Consider the following 18,740-nt stretch of genomic DNA (forward strand, 5'->3'; position numbering starts at 1 on the left):
CCGTTGAGAACAACTGACGAGGAGCTGAACATGATCGTGGTCACCGGGGCCACCGGGAACGTGGGCCGACCTTTGACGCAGGCACTGGCCGAGGCGGGCGAGCAGGTGACGGCCGTGTCGCGGCACGCGGTGGCGATGCCGGAGGGGGTCCGGCACGTGGCTGCCGACCTGGCCGAACCGGCGGGCCTCGCCCCCGCGTTGGACGGGGCGAAGGCACTGTTCCTCCTGCTGTCCGGCGACCTGCACGCCCCCGATGCCAGGCCGGCCGACATCATCGGCCTCGCCGCGGCCCGTGGGGTCCCCCGGGTCGTCCTGCTGTCGTCGCAGGGTGTGGCGACCAGGCCGCTCGGCCCGTCGCGGGTCGCGATGCGCGCGGTGGAGGACGCGTTGCGGGAGTCCGGTGTGGACTGGGCCGTGCTGCGACCGGGCGGCTTCGCCTCCAACGCCTTTGCCTGGGCGGAGTCCGTCCGCACGCAGGGGACGGTCGCCGCGCCCTTCGGAGACGTGGGCGTGCCGGTCGTCGACCCGGCGGACATCGCCGAGGTCGCGGCGGCCTGCCTGCTGGACGACCGGCACGCCGGCGGGGTGTACGAGCTGACCGGGCCGGAGGTCATCACGCCGCGCGAGCAGGCGAAGGTGATCGCCGGCGCGCTGGACTCGCCCGTCCGGTTCCACGAACTCACCCGCGACGAGGCCCGGTCCATGATGACCCGGTTCGTTCCGATCGAACTCGCCGACGACACCCTGGACATCATCTCCGCCCCGAACCCGGCCGAACTGCGGATCAGCCCGGACGTGGAACGCGTCCTCGGCCGCGCCCCGCGCCACTTCAGCAGCTGGGTCACCCGCAACCTCGCCGCTTTCCGCTGAGGCACCGCTCAACCGGAGCACCCTGACCGCCTCGTGCGACCGCGATCGCACGAGGCGGCCAAGGTGAACCCTCAGCCGGCGATGGACGCCGACACGGACGAGCCGGGCTCGACCTCCGTGCGGCGCCCGCGTGTTCGACCGCTACTCCAGCACCGCGCGGAACGCGCGCTCTCCGATGCCGCGCATCAGCGGGTTGTCCGCCGAGTGCGTCAGGAACACCAGCGACAGCACGAGTGCCCACCCGCGGGCCCGACCCCAGGTCGCGTCGTCCGCGCGGCCGTACGCCTCGCGCAGGGCGGCACGCTGCTCGGCCGTGAACAGCATCCAGGCCACGGACAGGTCCGCGGCGGGATCACCCGACGTGATGTCACCGAAGTCGATCACCGCGCTGATCCGGCCGCGGTCGACCAGGATGTTGGCCGGGTGCAGGTCCCCGTGCAGCCACACCGCCGGACCGTCCCAGGCAGGCGTGGCCGCAGCCGTCCCCCAGACCCGCAGCGCGGTCGCACGGTCGGCCGGATCGATCTGCGCCAGCCCGGCCAGCACCCCCTCGGCACGTCCGGCCAGCGGGATCCCGCGGAACGCGTTGACGGGAGCCGCCGGAGGAGCCGGGACGTGCAGCGCGTCCAGGAAACCGCCCAGCGCCGCCGCGGCCGCCCAGGGGTCGTAGGGCTCGGCTCGCGCCGCGATCCGGCCCGGGAGGAACGGCACGACACTCCAGGACCAAGGGTATTGAGCCGTCGGCCGCCCGACCCGTACCGGCGCCGGCACGGGCAGCGGCAGGCGGCCGACCAGTTCGGGCAACCACCGCTGCTCGTGCGCGACGAGTTCGGCGGCCACGGCGCGCCGCGGCAAACGGACGAGGAGCTCCTCGCCGAGCCGGCACACCAGGTTGTCCCAGCCGTTGGCGAGCACCTCGACCGGCAGGTCCGCCAGGTCGGGGTGCTGCTCACCGAGCAGACGTCGCACCAGCTCGACGGAGACCGGGACCTCCGCCGCGGGCATGCCCTGAACCGTCACAGCGAGAACCCTACGCCGCACCGATCTTGAGGAGCAGTCCACTGAGCTCGGCCGGCATCGTGATCATGCAGTCGTGGCCGGTCGGCAGCTCCCGGACCTGTGCGGGCGTGCCGTTGGGCTGGATCGGGGGGACGGGGCGACGCATGACGCCCTCCGGCATGGCGCCCACGTTGTGGATGTGCGTGCGCGGGATCGCCCGCAGGGCCGGGTTGTCCATCCGTACCGCCTGCTGCAGGCAGCGCACCGGCTGGTCGGAGAGCATTCCGCGCAGCCAGGCGACGTCCGCCGGGTCCGTCACGCCGAACAGACCGAAGGGCGCCGGTTGTTCGGGCATCGGCGGCACCCGCCAGCCGCTCCCGGACTTCTCGGCGTGCGCGATCAGTTGCCGGGTCACGGGCTGGACGTCGACGGCGGACTCGCCGTCCTCCGGGACCATGGCGTCGAGGTAGACCAGGTGCGCGACGCGCTCCGGGATCCGATTGGCCGCGGAGGAGATCACCAGCCCCGCGTAGCTGTGGCCGACGAGTACAACGTCACGCAGGTCCTCCTCGGTGATCAACCCGACCACGTCGTCGACGTGGGTGTCGAGCCCTACGTCAGGGCCCAGCAGGTGTGCCTTGTCGCCGTAGCCGGTCAGCGACGGCGCGTACACCCTGTGGCCGGCGGCCGCCAGCAGCGGCACCACCCGCTCCCAGCAGCGTCCGCTGTGCCAAGCACCGTGCACCAGAACAAATGTGGACATGAGTGAACCGATCTTCCTTGCTCAGGATCAGGATGAGGAGCAGAAGCAGGAGCTGAAGCAGAGGCACGGCCACGCCCGGCCGCTGGTAGCGGCCAGCGGTTACCATTCGTGCCTCGGTACCTTTTCCGTACCAGGAACAGGCTCGTCCACCCGAGCGCCGCAGGCAATAAGGCACTTTTCTGTGCCCCGGTTCACTGGAGGTAACCATGGATGCCAAGCACGGCGATCCCCCGCAGCCGGCGGAGCCCAGTGTCGCGTGCCGGACCCGGGTCGTACTCGACATCGTCGGGGACAAGTGGTCGCTGCTGGTCGTCCGCAATCTCAGGAACGGGCCGCGCCGGTTCACCGAACTCAAGAAGGGCATCGACGGGATCAGCCAGCGCATGCTCACCGTGACGCTGCGCAGCCTGGAGCGTGACGGCATCCTGACCCGCACCGTCCACAACGTGATGCCACCGCACGTCAGTTACGAGCTCACCGCGATGGGCATCACCCTGCGCGAGGCCACCGCGCCCCTCCTCGAGTGGAGCATCGCGCACCTGGCGCGGATCGACGACGCCCGCACCGCCTACGACACCCGCGCGGAGCCGTCGGCATCCTCCTGAGCAGGGCCGGGTTCCCGCTACGCGCCGCACCGATCACGCGTCCCGCCACCCCGCGGGCACCCGGTGCACGGCGGGCGGGCCGTGCGCAAGCCTTTCCGGCTGGGCCTGAACCCGTGCCCCGTGTGCCGGGTGTGGCACAGGCTCGGTGGCGTGCCCAGCCGGTCGGCCGTTCCTCGGTCGCCGGTCGACGGCACGGACCACCAACGGGAGGAACAACCATGCGCAAGATTCGCACCGCCGCCACGGCGTGCGCGGTGGCCGCCCTGGCCGCCACCACCCTCGGCCTGTCCGGTTCCAGCGCCTCGGCGTCCACGCAGAGCGACTTCAACTCCACCGGCGTCCGCATCCACAAGGCGGCGACGCTCGGCTCGGCCGCGAACGGCGAGGGCAACCCGGGCGACGGCATGACGATCGACACCTACGTGATCGGCGACTGGGTCGCGGACTGCGGCAACGGCATCAAGGACACGTACGCGTGGGCGCACATCACCGACAACAGGACCCACGTGTCCGGGTACATCGTGTCCTGCTACATCGGCCCGCTGTAGGCCGGAGGCAGGCGCGGGGGCGCGCCCCCGGCGGTCGTCGCGTGCCCGGCTCAACCGCCGGGGCAGGAAGCCGTATCGGGGAGCCGGCCCGAGCGGGTGAGCAGGGTGCCGAGCGCGGTGCGGTGATGCCGCACCGCGCGGCCGTCCCGCCTGCTGGCGATCAGGCCCGCCCCGCGCAGCGCCGCGGCGTGGGTCGAGGCGGCGGCCACGCTCACCCCGAGCCGCCGGGCGACGCCGGAGGTGGTGTGCTCCTCGCCGAGCAGCAGCAGGACCCTGGCCCGGGTGGCGCCCAGGACCCCGGCCAGGGGGTCCTGGGCGGGCCCGCCCGCGGCCACCGCGGGCAGCGGGGTGCCGGGACCGGCCGGGTAGGCCAGCAGCACCGGGCGGTCCGGCACGTCGGCGAGGACCGGGGTCGCGGTCCAGTGGAACGTGGGCAGCAGCGTGAGGCCGCGTCCGCCCAGCCGGACCCGGCGGTCGAAGGGCGCCGGCACCTCCCAGACACCGTCCTGGAAGCACGCCCCGGGAACGAGTTGCGTCAGCCCCGCGGCCAGTCCGGTCTCGGCGGTGGCGAGCGCGTACCGGGCGAACTCGGCGCGGTGCCGCCGCTCCACCTCGGGCCAGACCGGGCCGAGCGTGGCCTCGTACGCCGCGCTCAGCGCCTCGCACAGCAGGTCCCACGCCTCGGCGTCGTCGTCCAGCAGGCCGCGCAGCCATCGCGGGGCGGGTGCGGCACCGACGGCGGTCCGCTGCTCGACGCCGAGCCGTACGAGCGTGGCGGGCGAGGTCCGGACGGCTTCGAGCCCTTCGGCGAGGCTGCCGCTGGGCGGATCGATGAACGCCGGCCCCTGGTAGGGCAGGACCAGGTCGAACAGCGGCCGGGCGGCGACCGGCAAGGACCGTGCCAGGCGGCGCCGCCAGCGGCCGAAGAGCACGGTGCTGTCCGGCCGGCGCAGCATCATCAGGGACAGTTTCAGCTCGACCAGCGGTGCCGGCTCGGGCAGGTGGCGGGTGCGTACGAGGTCGTCCGCCGTGAACTCCACCCGGATCAAGCTGCCCCCTTCGTGCCGGCCCCACGCCGTGCCGTGCCCGTACACCCGTACCCGTACACGTGACCGTGACCGTGACCGTGACCGTGACCGTACGAGCCTGCGGGTCGCGCGGCTCGACGGTCGTCCGTCCCCCCATTCATCCAGGCGGGTCCGCGCCCGCGCAAGGCACGCGGTGTGCGTGTGGTGGGGAACTGCCGAGGAGCCCGAGGGCGAACGAGCCCGCGCGGCACCTCACGGGGTCAGCCCGCGCGGCACCTCGACCTCACCCCGCGAGATCCCTCTTCGCCATCGCGATCAGCTCCTGCAGGCGCAGCCCGCGTGCCGCGTCGAGAGGTCCGGGCACCCCGCTGCGGACGGCCGCGGCGAACTCCTCGCGCAGCAGCGGCCAGCTCTCCTGGTGCCCGGCGCCGGCGCTGTCCCAGACCAACTCCTCTTCCGCGCCGAAGAGTTCGACGCGGGTACGGGCCCGGGGCAGCCGTACCGATCCGGACAGCGATGCCTGGCTGACCGCACCGTTCGTGTGGGCGCAGACAAGTTCCACCCAGCGGCGCGGGTCGCCGGTGGCGCGCACCGACGCGATGGGGCCGACCGCCGTGTCCAGCAGGTCGAGCAGATGCGGGCCCAGGTCGAGCAGCGCGCCCTCGGTCAGCCGCCAGCCGGTGGCCATCTCGCCGCCCAGGAAGGCACCGTGCAGGTAGCAGGAGCGCGCGCCGGTCACCTCCAGGTCCCGGGCCCGGTCCAGGAAGGCGCGGGTCGCCGGGTGGTAGCGCTTGGTGAGGACCATCTGCGAGACCACTCCGGCCTCGGCGACCGCTTCGGCGACGGCGATGGCCGCCGGCAGGTCCGGGCCGAGCGGCTTGTCCAGCAGCAGCGCCTTCCCCGCGCGGGCGGCCCGCACGGCCAGCGTGGCCTGCACGGCCGGCGGCACGGCAAAGGCCACCGCCTCGCAGGAGTCGAGGAGTTCGTCGATGCCGGCGGCGGCTGCCGCGCCGTGGGCGGCGGCCAGTTCGGCGGCGGCTTCAGGTCGCCGGGCCCAGACGGCTGTCAGGTTGGTCTGGGGCCCGGCGGCCAGCATGGGGGCGTGCATGTCGCGCGCCCACGGTCCGGCTCCGATCAGCCCGACGCGGACCGGTTCGGGAGCAGTGCGGGTCACGGTGGTTCTCCGAGGGGATGGGCCCGGTCACGCGGTCGCGGTGGCCCGGCCCGCGAGGGCCTCCAGCCGCAGATCCGCCTGCTCGGGCGCGTACAGGTACTCGACGACGGTGGCGGTCGCGCCGGCCAGCGCGGCCCGGTCGCCCAGCCGCGAGGTGACGATCTGCAGGCTGCGGGTGGACCGGGGCAGGGCGCGCTGGTAGAGCAGCTCCCTTACGCCGGTGAGGAAGTGGGTCTCGGCGAGGTCGCCGGCGATCATCAGCACGCCGGGGTTGAGCAGGGTGACGGCGGTGGCGAGCACCTCGCCGCAGCGGTGCCCGGCCTCGCGGGCCAGCCGTACGGCGTCGGGCTGGCCCGCGTCGAGCAGCGCGCGCACGTCGACGCCGGACTCGGCAGGCACCCCGAGTTCGGCGAGCTGGCCGGCCACCGCCCGGCCGCTGGCGACGGCCGCCAGGCAGCCGTAGGAGCCGCACATGCAGCGGGCGTGGGGCTGGTCGTGGAGGCGGATGTGGCCGAGGTCGCCCGCGCCGCCGTCGATGCCGCGGAAGACCTGGCCGTCGATCACGACGCCCGCGCCGATGCCGGTGGAGACCTTCACCAGCATGAACGTCGAGCAGTCCGGCCAGCCGCCGCGCTGCTCGCCCAGCGCCATCTGGTTGGCGTCGTTGTCGATGAGCACGGGCAGCAGCGGGTCGGTGCCGGTCTGCCGCGAGAGCGCTGCCCGCATCCGGTCCCGGATCGGGTAGCCGTCCCAACCGGGCATGATCGGCGGCCGGATGACCAGGCCGGTGTCGAACTCGACCGGCCCGGGCACGGAGAGGCCGACGCCGCAGACCCGGGACGGGGCGTCGCCGCTCTCGCCGAGCAGTGCGGCGAACCAGTCCGCGAGGGTGTCCAGCACCTTCTCCGGCCCGTCGGCCACCCGCAGTTCGCCGCGCCGCTCGGCGAGCACGCTGCCGGCCAGGTCGAGGACGGCGGCGTGCCCGTGGGTGGTGTCGAGGTCGGCGGCGAGCACCACGGCGTGGCCGGGGTCGAAGGTGAGCTGCACCGACGGCCGCCCGCCGGTGGACAGTTGACCGGGGGTGGAGGCGATCCAGCCGGCGGCGAAGAGCTGGTCGAGCCGGTGGCCGACGGTGGAACGGGACAGGCCGGTCAGGGTCTGGAGCTCTCCGCGGGTGCCGGCCTGGCCGGTGCGGATGAGTTCCAGCAGGTGGCCGGCGGTGCTCCGCGGCGCGGCCGTCTGGGCCATCGGATCGGATCTCCTCATGGTCTCAGCTCTTGTCGGCGCCGGTGGTCAGTCCCTCGGTGAGGAACCGCTCAGCGGCGTAGAACAGGACTATCACGGGGATGGTCAGCACCACAGAACCCGCCATGAGAACCGTGGTGGGGACCTCGATGGCGTTGTCCATCTGTGAAAGCCCGAGCGAGACCGTCCACTTGGACGGTGTGGCGGCCAGGAAGAGCAGCGCGAAGAGGAACTCGTTCCAGGCGATCATGAAGACGTACAGCCCGGTCGCCATCAGCGAGGGTGCGGCCAGCGGCAGGACCACCCGCCACAGGATCTGCAACCGCGAGCAGCCGTCGAGCGAGGCAGCCTCCTCGATGCTCACCGGCACGGTCGAGAAGTAGTTCTTCAGCATGTAGATCGCCACCGGCACGGTCTGCGCGATGTAGACCACGGCCAGGCCGACCAGGCTGCCCTGGAGGCCGATCTTGGCGAACATCACGAAGAGCGGCACCGCGAGCAGCGTGGCGGGGAAGAGGTAGACCGCCAGGAACAGGGCGCTGATCTGGCGGCTGCCGACGAACGTGAGCCGGCTGATCGCCCAGGCGCCGGGAACGGCGGCGGCCAGCGTCAGCACCACCGTGCCCAGCGAGACCAGCGCGGAGTTGCGCAGCATGCCGAGCAGTCCCTGGCCGCCCTTGGAGGTCGGCTCGAGGATGGTCTTGTAGGTGCTGACGGTGATCTCGTGCAGCGGCACCCACAGCGACCCGGGGTGCAGCAGCAGCTGGCCGGTGGGCCGGAAGGAGAGCATCACCATGTAGTAGAAGGGGAAGAGCGTCGCCACCAGCAGCGCCGCGATGACCACCCATCGCAGCGTGCCGAAGAGCCGCTCCTCGAACTGTGCGCGGCTCATGCCTGCTCCTCCTGTACGCGCTTGGCGAAGAACCCGAAGTAGATGCCGAGCAGCACCATGAGGATGACGGCGAGGACGAGTGCCTGCGCGGCGGCGGCGCCCACGTCGTAGCTGGCGGTCAGGAAGTTGTAGACCCGGACCGAGACCACCTCGGTGCCGGAGTTCCCGCCGGTCAGCAGGTAGATGTCGTCGAACTTGTTGAAGGTCATGATGAAGCGCAGCACGGACAGCAGCGCGATCACCGGCATCAGCTGCGGCAGCAGGATGTGCCGGAACCGCTGGGTGAGGGTGGCGCCGTCGACCTCGGCGGCCTCCTCGATGCCCGCGGGGACCGCCTGGAGGCGGGCGAGCATGAAGAGGAAGGCGAACGGGAAGTAGCGCCAGATCTCGAAGGCGACCACGGTCATCAGGGCGAGCGGCAGGTGCGTGTGCCAGCCGAGCAGGTCCACCGGGTAGGAACTGGTGGACAGGAACGCGATCGGCTTGTGCCAACCCAGCGCGTGCGTGCCCCAGTTGTTGATGATGCCGGTCTGCGGGCTGAGCGCGGTCTCCCAGACGAAGGTGACCGCGACGACCGGGGCGACGTAGGGCAGCAGCATGGTGCTGCGGACCATGCCGCGGCCGCGGAAGGGCCGGCGCAGGGCGAGCGCGGCGATCAGGCCGAGCACGATGGAGCCGGCGGTGCCGCCCACGGTGTAGACGAGGGTCGTGGTCAGCGAGCTCCAGAAGCCCGGGGCGGTGAAGACCTCCTGGAAGTTGTGCGTGGTCCAGTTGCCGAACAGGCCCATGCCCTGGAGGTCGATGAGCCGGGCGTGCTGGAAGGCGAGCAGGACCGTCCAGGCGATCGGCAGCACGACGATCACGAGGACGACGATCAGGGTGGGTGAGACGAAGGCCAGTCCGGCTCTGTTCTGGGCGCGTTCCGACGGCGAGTGCCGGTGGCGCGTGTCCGGCGGCGAGGGCCGGCGGCGGGTGCCGGCGGTGGGTGTGCTCATGGGCGCTTCCTCGGGTGCGTCCTCGCGTGCGAGGGTGCCGCCGCTCACAGCAGCGTCTTCTTCAGGGCGGAGACCGCGTCGTCGGCCTGCTTGGCGGCGTTCCTCGGGGAGACGTCGTCCCCTCCGGTCATGGAGCCGATGGCCTGCGGCACCGGCAGCGAGCCCTCGGTCGCGCCGACGAGCGCGCCCTGGCCCTGGGTGATGCCCCAGCGCTGCATGTGGGTGACGCCGGCGAGCATCTGGTCGAGGAAGGAGGCCGGGAAGAGCCGGTTCATCGGCTCCATGCGGCTGACGCCGATCTTCATGGCGCGCCAGTCGGTGACGTACTTCCGCGGTTCGGCGGCCGTGCCGTCGCGGACCGGGATCTTGCCCTCGGGTTCCATCCCGAGCCAGCCCTCGTAGCCGCCGGACATCATGAACTGGACGAACTTCTCGGCGCCGACGGTGTTGGCGGTCTTGGTGATCGTCCAGGAGGAGATCTCGCCGAACTGGGCGGGGGCGGCGCCGGCGGGGCCCTTGATCGCGGTGACGATGCCGGAGTTGTTCGACAGGAAGCTCTTGTCGTCCTTGCACTGGGGGCAGTTGGGCAGGACGTCGTCACGCAGCCCGGCGAGGGAGTCCATGAGGTAGGTGGACCACAGCACCATGGCGGACTGGCCGGCCTGGTAGGTGGCCCGGGTGGTGTCGACGGTCTGGGTGCCCTCGGGCCCGGTCTTCGCCAGGTCGTCGTAGGTCTTGAACGCCTGCACGCAGGCGGGGCTGGTCAGCGCGACCTTGCCGCTGCCGGTGGTCAGCTGGCAGCCGTCGGCGACCGCGATGTCCTCGAAGCTCTGCTGGGTGAAGACGTCCTTGGGGTCGGTGGCCAGCGAGATGCCGTTCATCGACCCCTTGTCGAGGGTGCGCGCCGCCTTGAGGATCGCGTCGTAGGTGTTGGGCACCGGCAGGTGGGCCTTGGCGAAGAGGTCCTTGCGGTAGACGAGGATCTGCTGCCACGAGTCGCTGGGCACCGACAGGGCCTTGGACCCGTCACTGGTCAGCTTGAGCGCGTTGGCGTCGAACGTGGAACGCCCCAGGCCGTCGAGCACCTTGGCGGTGGCGTCGGTGTCGATCAGCCCGTTGCTGTACATCTGCCAGACCGGGGCGAGCGGGATGCCGCCCATCACGTCGGGCAGCTTGCCGGCCGCCGCGGCGGACTCCACGAGCTGGGGCAGCTGGCTCTCGTCGATGCCGACCAGCTTGACCTTGTAGCCGGTCTGCCGCTCGAAGGTGTCGACGAGCTTCTGGGTCGCCGCCATCCGCGCCGGCAGGTTCTCCTCGCTCCAGACCGTGAGCGTCCTGCCCGAGTGCGGCCCCGGACTCTGGCCGGAGCATCCGGCGAGCAGCCCTATGCCGAGCGCTGCCGCGGTACCCGCGGCCAGGCCTCTGCCTCTGAGGGACCTCATGAGCATGAACCGTCCTCACTTGCACGCCTTGCGTCAACGTTGTGTTGCATAACAGCACCACTTTTGCTTGTTGACAAGACTTAAGTCTGGGATATCTTCGACACAAGTCAGCTTCATCTGACTGTTCATGGCACGTATCCCGTAGCTCCGGAGTCATCGTGGAACGCATCGTCCAGTTCACCGCTCCCCGCAACGTCGAGGTCGCGAGCGTCGCTTCGGAGCCGCTCCCGCCGGGGCACCTGCGGGTCCGCACCCGCTACTCGGGCATCTCCGCGGGCACCGAACTCACCGCCTACCGCGGCACGAACCCGTACCTGACCCGTACCTGGGACCCCCAGCAGCTGCTCTTCCACGACGATGTGGCCGGCATCACGTACCCCGTGGCGGGCTGGGGCTACTCCGAGGTGGGCGAGGTCGTCGAGGTCTCCCCCGAGCTCGCCGGCACGCCGGACCTGCCGGAGCCGGGCGACCTGGTCTGGGGGATCTGGGGCCACCGCAGCGAGGGCCTGGTGCCGGCCGAGCGGATGGTCGGCCACCGGCTGCCCGACGGTCTCGAACCGCTCGCCGGCGCGTTCGCCCGGGTCGGCGCGATCGCGTACAACGCGGTGCTCGCCGCCGACATCCACCTCGGCGAGGACGTCGCCGTCTTCGGCCAGGGCGTGATCGGGCTGCTGGCCACCCGGCTCGCCGAGCTCAACGGCGGCACCGTCACCGCCGTCGACGCGCTCGACTCCCGGCTGGAGGCCGCCCGCCGCTACGGCGCCGCCCACACCCTCAACGTCCGCGCGGGCAAGGTCGCCGAGGCGATCCGCGACCTCACCGGCGGACGCGGCGCCGACGTCGCCGTCGAGATCAGCGGCGCCTACCCCGCCCTGCACGAGGCGCTGCGCTCGGTCGCGGTCGGCGGCCGCGTGGTCGCCTCCGGCTTCTACCAGGGCGACGGCGCCGGGCTGCGGCTCGGCGACGAGTTCCACCACAACCGCGTCCAGCTGGTCTGCTCGCAGATCGGCGGCGTGCCCCCGCAGCTGTCCCACCGGTGGACCGTCGAGCGCCTCCAGCGCACCTTCCTGGACCTGGTGGCCCGCGGCCGGGTCGACACCGGCGCCCTCGTCAGCCACCGCGTGCCGGTCGCGGACGCCGCCGACGCCTACGCGCTGCTCGACGAACGCCCCGCCGAAGCGCTCCAGGTCGTCCTGGAATTCTGAGCCGTCCCGCCGATCCGAAAGGCCCTCCCCCATGCTGAAACTGGCCTGCCAGGAGCAACTGCTGCCCGGCGACACCCTCCAGGCGAAGTGGGACTTCGCCCAGGCCGCCGGCTACGACGGCATCGAACTGCGCGGCAAGGGCGACCAGCACTTCCGCGACCGGCTGCCCGAACTGCGCGCCGCCCGCGCCGACGGCGTCGTCATGCCGACGGTGTGCGTCGACATGCTGCACTTCTTCGGGGCGTTCGACCCCGCGCAGCGCCGCGGCGCAGTGGAGCAGATGAAGTCGCAGCTGAGCGTCATCGCCGAACTCGGCGGCCTCGGCGCGCAGACCCCGGCGTCGTACGGGATGTTCTCCCGCCGGCTGCCGCCCTTCGAGCCGCCCAGGTCCGAGGCCGAGGACCGCGAGGTACTCCTCGCCGGGCTCGCCGAACTCGGCGAGCACGCCCGCGCCGAGGGCGTCACCCTCTTCCTGGAGCCGCTCAACCGCTACGAGGACCACATGGTCAACCGCCTCGAGCAGGCGGTGGACCTGATCGGCGAGACCGGTCTCGACTCGGTGCGGATCGGCATCGACAGTTACCACATGAACATCGAGGAGACCGATCCGGCCGCGTCGATCCTGGCCGCCGCGCCCTGGATCGGGCACGCCCAGGTCAGCGACTCCAACCGCTTCCAGCCCGGCGCCGGCCATCTCGACTGGCCGGCGTGGCTGGGCGCCCTGGAGTCGAGCGGCTACACCGGCTGGCTCGCCGCCGAGTGCCGCCTGACCGGCGACCCCGAGGACGCCGTCCGCGCGGTGCCCGCGTTCCTGCGCCGGGCGGCGGGATGACCACCGTGCTCGAACCCGCCACCCGGCACAGCGGGTTGGACCACCGCGAGCTGCGCGCCGCGGCCGTCCGCGTCCTGCTGGCCAACTGGAGCGGGAAGGGCACCGTCCCCTCCCGCTCGCTGTACCCGCACCAGTGGAGCTGGGACTCCGCCTTCATCGCGATCGGCCTGCGGCACCTGTCACCCCGCCGCGCCCAGCAGGAGCTCGAGTGGCTGCTGAGCGCCCAGTGGGCCGACGGCCGCGTCCCGCACATCGCGTTCAACCCGGAGGTGCCCGCGGACGCCTACTTCCCCAGCCCCGACTTCTGGCGGTCCTCCCGCGCCGGGCGGCACCGCGGCGCGCCCGCCCACACCGAGACCTCCGGGATCGTGCAGCCCCCGGTGCACGCCCTGGCCGCCTGGCTGGTGCACCGGGCGGACCCGCGCGAGTCCGCCCGCCGCGGCTTCCTGCCGCGGGTCGCCGCCCGCCTGGAGTCCTGGCACCGCTATCTCGCCACCCACCGCGACCTCGGCGGCGGCGGCCTGGCCGCCGTGCTGCACCCCTGGGAGCCCGGGCTGGACAACAGCCCCTGCTGGGACACGCCGCTCGGCCGCGTCACGCCCGCGCCCGAGGACTCCTACCACCGGGTCGACCTCGACCACAGCGTGGCCGCCGACCGCCCGACCGACCTGGACTACGCCCGCTACGTCCGGCTCGCCCGCGACTACCGCGACAGCGGCTACGACGACGGCGCGCCGCACGCCTTCCAGGTCGAGGACCCCGGGTTCAACGCCCTGCTGATCATGTCGGAGCACGCTCTCGCGGAGATCCTGCGCACCGTGGGCGAGAACCCCTCCCCCGCGCTGGCCCGCGCGGAACGGCTCACCGCCGCCCTGGGCGAGCGGCTCTGGGACCCGGAGCGGCGGATCTTCGCGCCACGCGAGCTGCGCGACGACCGGCTGTTGCCGGTCGCCGGCGTGAGCGGGCTGCTGCCGCTGGCCGTTCCCGGACTCCCCCGACCGCTCGCCGACGCCCTGGTGTCGACCGCGCGCGGCGAGCGCTTCCGGCTCGGCCAGGTGCACATGGTCCCCAGCTACGACCTGACGGACTCTCAGTTCGACGCCAACCGCTACTGGCGCGGGCCCAGTTGGTTCAACACCGGCTGGCTCGTGCACCGCGGCCTGCGCGCGTGCGGGCACACCGCTGCCGCCGACGAGCTGCGCGAGGGCATCCTGCACGACGCCTGGAGCAGCGGCTTCGCCGAGTACGTCAACCCGCTCACCGGGGACGGCCGCGGCATCCGCGACTTCAGCTGGACCGCCGCGCTGGTGCTCGACCTCCTCGCCGATCCGCGGGAGGAACGATGAGCGGCACGTCCTCGGCGCGGGACGGCAACCGGATCCTGGTGGACAGCGGGACCTTCGCCGTCCTCGTCCCCGACGGCGACATCACCGGCGGCCGGCCCACCGCCCCCGACGGGCTGTTCGTCCGGGACGCCCGGCATCTGAGCCGGTGGCGGCTCGGCGTCGCCGGCGGCGCGCTCACCGTGCTGGCCTCGGACGAGGCGCACGCGGTGATGGTGCTGCCCGGCACCCGGGACGAGCCGTCGCCGTACACCGTGCTGCGCGGCCAGGCGGTCGCCGCCGGGACGCTGGTGGAACGGCTGACCGTGGTCAACAACCTGCCGCGCGCGGTGACCGCCGAGCTGCGACTGACCGTCGACGCCGACTTCGCCGACCAGTTCGAGCTGCGCTCGGACCGGCGCCGCTACAGCAAACCCGGGAGCCGCCGGGAGGTGGAGGAGCGCGCCGACGGCGTCGTCTTCCGCTACCTGCGCCCGCCCGGCTGGACGGCGTCGACCACGGTCATCGCGGAGCCGGCGCCCAGGATCACGGCGGTCGGGGCGGAACCGGGCGAACCCGGCTCCGCCGCCCGGGAGCCGGTGTGCGCGGGTACCGACGACGGATCGGGTACCGCCAGGGTGCTGAGCTGGCGGCTGCGCGTCCCGCCGCACGGCAGTGCCCGGGTCGATCTGACCGTCGAGGCCGCGGCCGGCGGCTCTCCCGCGCCGGACGCCGCACCGGGCACCGCGTCCGAACGCGGAGCCCCCACCGGTCCGGACGCCGTACGGCAGCGCCTCGCCCGGGACGCGGCCGCCTTCACGGACGCCGAGCCGCGCCCCGAGGAGATGACCGGCTGGACCGGTCTCGCGCGTGCGGTCCGCCAAGGGCTCGCCGACCTGGCCGGGTTGCGGGTCCCGGTGACCGGTCCCGCCGGAGAGGCGCTGCGGGTGCCGGGTGCCGGCACGCCCTGGTTCCTCACCCTCTTCGGCCGCGACTCGCTGCTGACCTCGCTGTTCTGCCTGCCCTACCGCCCCGGACTCGCCGCGCACACCCTCGCCGCCCTCGCCGCCGCGCAGGGCACCCGCGACGACCCGGCCCGCCTCGAACAGCCCGGCCGCATCCCGCACGAGCTGCGCCACGGCGAGCTCGCGCACTTCGGGCAGGTCCCCTACGGCCGCTACTACGGATCCGTCGACGCCACGCCCCTCTTCCTCGTCCTGCTCCAGGCGTACACCGAGCACACCGGGGACACCTCGATCGCGCGACGGCTGGAGCAGCACGCCCGCGCGGCCGTGGCGTGGATGTTCCGCGACGGCGGCCTGGACGACGGCGGCTGGCTGGTCTACCACTCCGACGAGCAGGCCGGCGGCCTGGCCAACCAGAACTGGAAGGACTCCGCCGGAGCGGTCTGCTTCGCCGACGGCACCCAGGCGACCGGGGCGATCGCCGTCGCCGAGGCGCAGGGCTACGCCTACGACGCGCTGCGCCGCACCGCCCACCTCGCCGAGAACGTGTGGGGGGACCCCGTCTGGGCGCAGAGCCTGCGGCAGGCCGCGCTCGACCTGCGCCGCCGCTTCCCGCAGGAGTTCTGGCTCTCCGGCGCGGACTTCCCGGCCCTCGCGCTGGACGGCGAGGGACGCCGGGTGGACGCTCTCGCCTCCGACGCGGGCCATCTGCTGTGGTCGGGGATGCTGGACCAGGACCGGGCGCAGCGCGTGGCACGACGGCTGCTGGCGCGGGACTTCTTCTCCGGCTGGGGAGTGCGCACCCTCGCGGCGGACCAGGCCCCGTACCACCCGCTGTCCTACCACCGGGGCGCGATCTGGCCGCACGACAACGCGATCATCGCCCTGGGGATGGCCTCGCACGGCCTGGTCGCCGAGGCCCGCGAGATCGCCGAGGCGATGGTGACCGCCGCCCGTCACAACGGCTGGCGGCTGCCCGAGGTCATCTCCGGGTACGGCCGCGACGTCCACCCCGCCCCCGTCCCCTACCCCCACTCCTGTTCCCCGCAGGCATGGGCGGCGGCGACCCCGCTGGCGCTGCTCACCGCGACGACGCCGGCCCCGCGATGAGCACGACCGCCGGCGTGTACGGGACCCCGCTCCCCCGCGGGACGAACTCGGATGCGGGGGGCGCGGGGCCGCCCTAGGCTGCGCTCGCGGGGAGGTCGAGGCGCCGTGTCGACCCTCATCGGATCGGAGAGGCCCGGGCCATGACCAGTCGACTGTTCGCGATCTGCTTCAACGCCACCCGGCCGTCGGACCTGGCACGGTTCTGGTCCGGGGTCCTGGGCTGGGAGTCCGCCGACGGTCCTGACGGCGATGTCGCGATCCTGTCCGCCGGCGCCGCCGGGTTCCGCATCCGGTTCCTGCCGAGCCAGGAACCCAAGATCGGCCGGAACCGGGCGCACTTCGACCTGACGAGCGCCTCCCCCGAGGAGCAGCAGCGGACGGTGGCCCGGGCGCTGGAACTCGGCGGGCGGCACATCGACGTGGGCCAGCGCCCCGAGGACGGACACGTGGTGCTCGCCGACCCGGACGGGAACGAGTTCTGTGTCATCGAGGCGGGCAACACGTTCCTCGCCGGCACCGGCGTCATCGGCGCGCTGGCCTGCGACGGTTCGCAGGAGGTCGGCTACTTCTGGAGCGAGGCGCTGCGGTGGCCGCTGGTCTGGGACCAGGACCGGGAGACCGCGATCCAGTCGCCGGACGGCGGTACGAAGATCACCTGGGGTGGCCCTCCGGTGGCGCCGAAGAAGGGCACGAACCGGCTGTACTTGGAGCTGGCGCTCCCCGCCGGCGCGGACCGGGAGGCGGAGGTCGACCGCCTGGTCTCGCTCGGCGCGACGCGAACCGGCACCGGCGGGGACAGCGGCAACGGGGCGCTGCTGCTCGACCCGGACGGCAACGAGTTCTCCGTACGCGGCCCCCGGTAGCGGGGCCGCCGCCCTCCCTCACGCGCGACCTCGTCGAAGGGCCGGCACATACTCGGTGCCGGCCCTTCGACGCACGCGCGGGGCGCCACGGCTCAGCGCAGACCGGCGAACACGTCCCGCTCCGGAAGGGCCGCCCCGGTCCTGTCCCGGACGCGCACGAACGTCTCCACGCCCAGCAGTTGGGCGAAGTACTCGCGACCGAGCGCGATGAAGAAGGAGTTGTCGGGCTGGCTCGCGTGCGCGCTGAGCGCGTCGAACTTGCGGTCGGCGAAGTCGGCGGTGTCGACCCAGGTCGAGATGTCCTCGTCCGGCAGGCCCAGGGGCGGCTGCTCGCCCTGTTCCTGCTCGCCCGGCTCCTCGGACGTCGCGTCGGCGCTGAGCCTGCCGATCAGTTCCTGCATCGTGGTCCGCGGCATCGCCGTCCAGTACACCTTCGCGGGCTGCTCGTCAGCGCTCAGCCGGTCGAGGGCGGCCACCGTGATCCGGTGGGCCTGGATGTGGTCGGGGTGACCGTAGAAGCCGTTCTCGTCGTAGGTGACGACCACGTCGGGCCGTTCGCGCCGCATCACGGCCGCGAGTTGCTCGGCGGCCTCGTCGACGGGGACGGTCCAGAACGAGCCGGGGGCGTCGTTGGTCGGCCAGCCCATCATTCCGGAGTCGGCGTACCCCAGGAGTTCGAGGTGCGAGACCGCCAGGATGTCGCAGCTCTTGAGGAGTTCGGCCCGGCGCACGGCCACCACGGCCTCCGGGTCGTGGCCGGGCTGCCCCGGCTTCGTGCCGTCCGGGCCGTCACCGCACCTGCCGTCGGTACAGGTGACCAGTACGGTCCGCACCCCTTCCGCGGCACTGCGCGCCAGCAGCCCGCCGGTGCTGCTGGCCTCGTCGTCGGGATGCGCGTGCACAGCCATCAGCGTCAACGGTCGTTCGGACACAGATACCTTCTTCGCCAGCCGGAATCGTCTTGCCGCGGACCTCGGTGCCGCTCCGGCGCCCTGACGCGAAGCCGGACCACCGCGGGCACCCGCCGCATGCCGCCACCGTAGCCGACGGCCCCCCGCCCGCGACCGGCCACCGTGTGTGCCGTCAGGTCCGCGCGGACGGCGGCCTCCCGGCGGAGGGATCGGGCGGCCGCCCGTGCCGCGGGCGGACGCGGCACGGGTGACCGGCGCCGCGCGGAGGGTGTGGGGGCAGCACGCTACGCGGTGCGGCCCGCTCCCGCGCAGGTGACGCACTGGATGCGGCGGGCGGCGTTCGGGAGGGTGGTGGTGCCGAGTCCGTTGGGGTGGCGGAGGAGTTGGGGGGAGGTTTCCGCGTGGTCCGTGCAGGCGCCGGCGCCGCAGGTGGCGCAGACGGCGATGGCAGGGGTGTTCCGGCCGGTCGCGTCGCAGTCGAAGCAGTTCATTCGGAATTCCGTTCCGGGAAGGGTGGGCGGGTGGACGGGTGCTCGGGACGGGGAGAGGTCAGGGGGAGCGCGGAGCGTGGATGTGCACCGCGTCCATGACGGCGACACCGGTGACGGCGAGGATGTCGTCGAGGCCGGCCAGGAAGGTGCGCAGGCGGTGCTCCTCGTCGATGATCACCACGGCGACGGGGCAGTGTTCCCGCAGCCGGGAGGCGTGCTCCTGGTGGACGCGGAGGTGCGCGCCGAATCCCTCGATCGCTTCGAGCGCGCTGGCGCCGGGCAGGCCCGCCCGGCGGGCGCGGTGCACGATCTCGGCGTAGGCGGGGCGGTGGTGCCACAGGGCCCCGCCGGTCAGGTGGATGGTGAGCCGGGCTGCCGGTCCTTCGGGGAGCATGTCCACCTCTGCGGATGCGGGGATGCGGTGATGTCGGGGAGTCCGGCGGCCGGCGCGGCCGCGGGTGGCACGAGAGGTCGGGACGG

Annotated in this window: 19 protein-coding genes; 8 read left to right on the forward strand and 11 right to left on the reverse strand. The window is 72.9% G+C overall.

Features of this window, described 5'->3' with window-relative positions; all coding sequences use genetic code 11:
- Positions 1–30: 30 nt before the first annotated feature.
- Positions 31–870 carry an SDR family oxidoreductase gene (locus C4U44_RS30580; RefSeq protein WP_103889300.1) on the forward strand — a complete coding sequence of 280 codons (840 nt, stop codon included), beginning with the start codon at positions 31–33 and terminating at the stop codon, positions 868–870.
- Positions 871–1,011: 141 nt separating this feature from the next.
- Here the strand turns inward: C4U44_RS30580 and C4U44_RS30585 are convergent, their stop codons facing one another.
- Positions 1,012–1,890, reverse strand: coding sequence for an aminoglycoside phosphotransferase family protein (locus C4U44_RS30585; protein WP_235032470.1), 879 nt, complete (start codon positions 1,888–1,890; stop codon positions 1,012–1,014).
- A 10-nt stretch (positions 1,891–1,900) separates the two neighbouring features.
- A complete protein-coding gene (locus tag C4U44_RS30590) occupies positions 1,901–2,632 on the reverse strand; it encodes an alpha/beta hydrolase (protein WP_103889301.1) in 732 nt (243 codons plus the stop codon).
- A gap of 206 nt (positions 2,633–2,838) precedes the next feature.
- Here C4U44_RS30590 and C4U44_RS30595 point away from each other — a divergent pair, with 206 nt between their 5' ends.
- Both C4U44_RS30595 and C4U44_RS30600 read left to right on the forward strand, forming a co-directional pair.
- Positions 2,839–3,237, forward strand: a complete 399-nt coding sequence (locus C4U44_RS30595; protein ID WP_103889302.1) for a winged helix-turn-helix transcriptional regulator — start codon at positions 2,839–2,841, stop codon at positions 3,235–3,237.
- A 218-nt stretch (positions 3,238–3,455) separates the two neighbouring features.
- On the forward strand, positions 3,456–3,785 hold the full coding sequence (locus tag C4U44_RS30600; RefSeq protein ID WP_103889303.1) for a hypothetical protein: 330 nt from the start codon (positions 3,456–3,458) through the stop codon (positions 3,783–3,785).
- A gap of 50 nt (positions 3,786–3,835) precedes the next feature.
- Here the strand turns inward: C4U44_RS30600 and C4U44_RS30605 are convergent, their stop codons facing one another.
- The 6 genes from C4U44_RS30605 to C4U44_RS30630 all read right to left on the reverse strand — a co-directional run bounded on the left by C4U44_RS30605 (position 3,836) and on the right by C4U44_RS30630 (position 10,567).
- On the reverse strand, positions 3,836–4,825 hold the full coding sequence (locus C4U44_RS30605; protein ID WP_322973703.1) for a helix-turn-helix domain-containing protein: 990 nt from the start codon (positions 4,823–4,825) through the stop codon (positions 3,836–3,838).
- A 271-nt stretch (positions 4,826–5,096) separates the two neighbouring features.
- Positions 5,097–5,987 carry a Gfo/Idh/MocA family protein gene (locus C4U44_RS30610; protein WP_265737353.1) on the reverse strand — a complete coding sequence of 297 codons (891 nt, stop codon included), beginning with the start codon at positions 5,985–5,987 and terminating at the stop codon, positions 5,097–5,099.
- 27 nt (positions 5,988–6,014) lie between these two features.
- A complete protein-coding gene (locus C4U44_RS30615) occupies positions 6,015–7,235 on the reverse strand; it encodes an ROK family transcriptional regulator (RefSeq protein WP_103889305.1) in 1,221 nt (406 codons plus the stop codon).
- Between the two features lie 22 nt (positions 7,236–7,257).
- Complete coding sequence (locus C4U44_RS30620) at positions 7,258–8,124, reverse strand: carbohydrate ABC transporter permease (RefSeq protein WP_103889306.1); 867 nt, start codon at positions 8,122–8,124, stop codon at positions 7,258–7,260.
- Entirely contained in the window at positions 8,121–9,119 is a 999-nt protein-coding gene (locus tag C4U44_RS30625) for a carbohydrate ABC transporter permease (RefSeq protein WP_103889307.1), read from the reverse strand. The genes C4U44_RS30620 and C4U44_RS30625 overlap by 4 nt, the downstream gene beginning before the upstream one ends.
- Before the next feature lie 44 nt (positions 9,120–9,163).
- A complete protein-coding gene (locus tag C4U44_RS30630; protein WP_103889308.1) occupies positions 9,164–10,567 on the reverse strand; it encodes an ABC transporter substrate-binding protein in 1,404 nt (467 codons plus the stop codon).
- Positions 10,568–10,719: 152 nt separating this feature from the next.
- On the opposite strand from C4U44_RS30630, the gene C4U44_RS30635 reads away from it, so the two are divergent.
- The 5 genes from C4U44_RS30635 (at position 10,720) to C4U44_RS30655 (ending at position 16,858) form a co-directional block, all read left to right on the forward strand.
- On the forward strand, positions 10,720–11,766 hold the full coding sequence (locus C4U44_RS30635; protein ID WP_103889309.1) for a zinc-dependent alcohol dehydrogenase: 1,047 nt from the start codon (positions 10,720–10,722) through the stop codon (positions 11,764–11,766).
- 31 nt (positions 11,767–11,797) lie between these two features.
- Positions 11,798–12,598: a sugar phosphate isomerase/epimerase family protein gene (locus tag C4U44_RS30640; protein WP_103889310.1), complete on the forward strand. Its 801-nt coding sequence runs from the start codon at positions 11,798–11,800 to the stop codon at positions 12,596–12,598.
- Complete coding sequence (locus C4U44_RS30645; RefSeq protein ID WP_103889311.1) at positions 12,595–13,944, forward strand: MGH1-like glycoside hydrolase domain-containing protein; 1,350 nt, start codon at positions 12,595–12,597, stop codon at positions 13,942–13,944. Before C4U44_RS30640 ends, C4U44_RS30645 begins: the two co-directional genes overlap by 4 nt.
- Positions 13,941–15,995, forward strand: coding sequence for an amylo-alpha-1,6-glucosidase (locus C4U44_RS30650; RefSeq protein WP_103889312.1), 2,055 nt, complete (start codon positions 13,941–13,943; stop codon positions 15,993–15,995). Before C4U44_RS30645 ends, C4U44_RS30650 begins: the two co-directional genes overlap by 4 nt.
- A 140-nt stretch (positions 15,996–16,135) precedes the next feature.
- Complete coding sequence (locus C4U44_RS30655; protein WP_103889313.1) at positions 16,136–16,858, forward strand: VOC family protein; 723 nt, start codon at positions 16,136–16,138, stop codon at positions 16,856–16,858.
- 92 nt (positions 16,859–16,950) lie between these two features.
- On the opposite strand, the gene C4U44_RS30660 is transcribed toward C4U44_RS30655, so the two are convergent.
- From C4U44_RS30660 to C4U44_RS30670, 3 genes are all read right to left on the reverse strand, one after another.
- A complete protein-coding gene (locus tag C4U44_RS30660; RefSeq protein WP_103889314.1) occupies positions 16,951–17,790 on the reverse strand; it encodes a PIG-L family deacetylase in 840 nt (279 codons plus the stop codon).
- 263 nt (positions 17,791–18,053) lie between these two features.
- The gene (locus C4U44_RS30665) at positions 18,054–18,260 is read right to left on the reverse strand and encodes a DUF2180 family protein (RefSeq protein ID WP_103889315.1); all 207 of its coding nucleotides are present in this window, start codon (positions 18,258–18,260) and stop codon (positions 18,054–18,056) included.
- 58 nt (positions 18,261–18,318) lie between these two features.
- Positions 18,319–18,654, reverse strand: coding sequence for a DUF190 domain-containing protein (locus C4U44_RS30670; RefSeq protein ID WP_103889316.1), 336 nt, complete (start codon positions 18,652–18,654; stop codon positions 18,319–18,321).
- Between the last annotated feature and the right edge of the window lie 86 nt (positions 18,655–18,740).

It is taken from the genome of Actinacidiphila yanglinensis (genome assembly GCF_900107965.1).
GTDB classification, from domain to species: domain Bacteria; phylum Actinomycetota; class Actinomycetes; order Streptomycetales; family Streptomycetaceae; genus Actinacidiphila; species Actinacidiphila yanglinensis.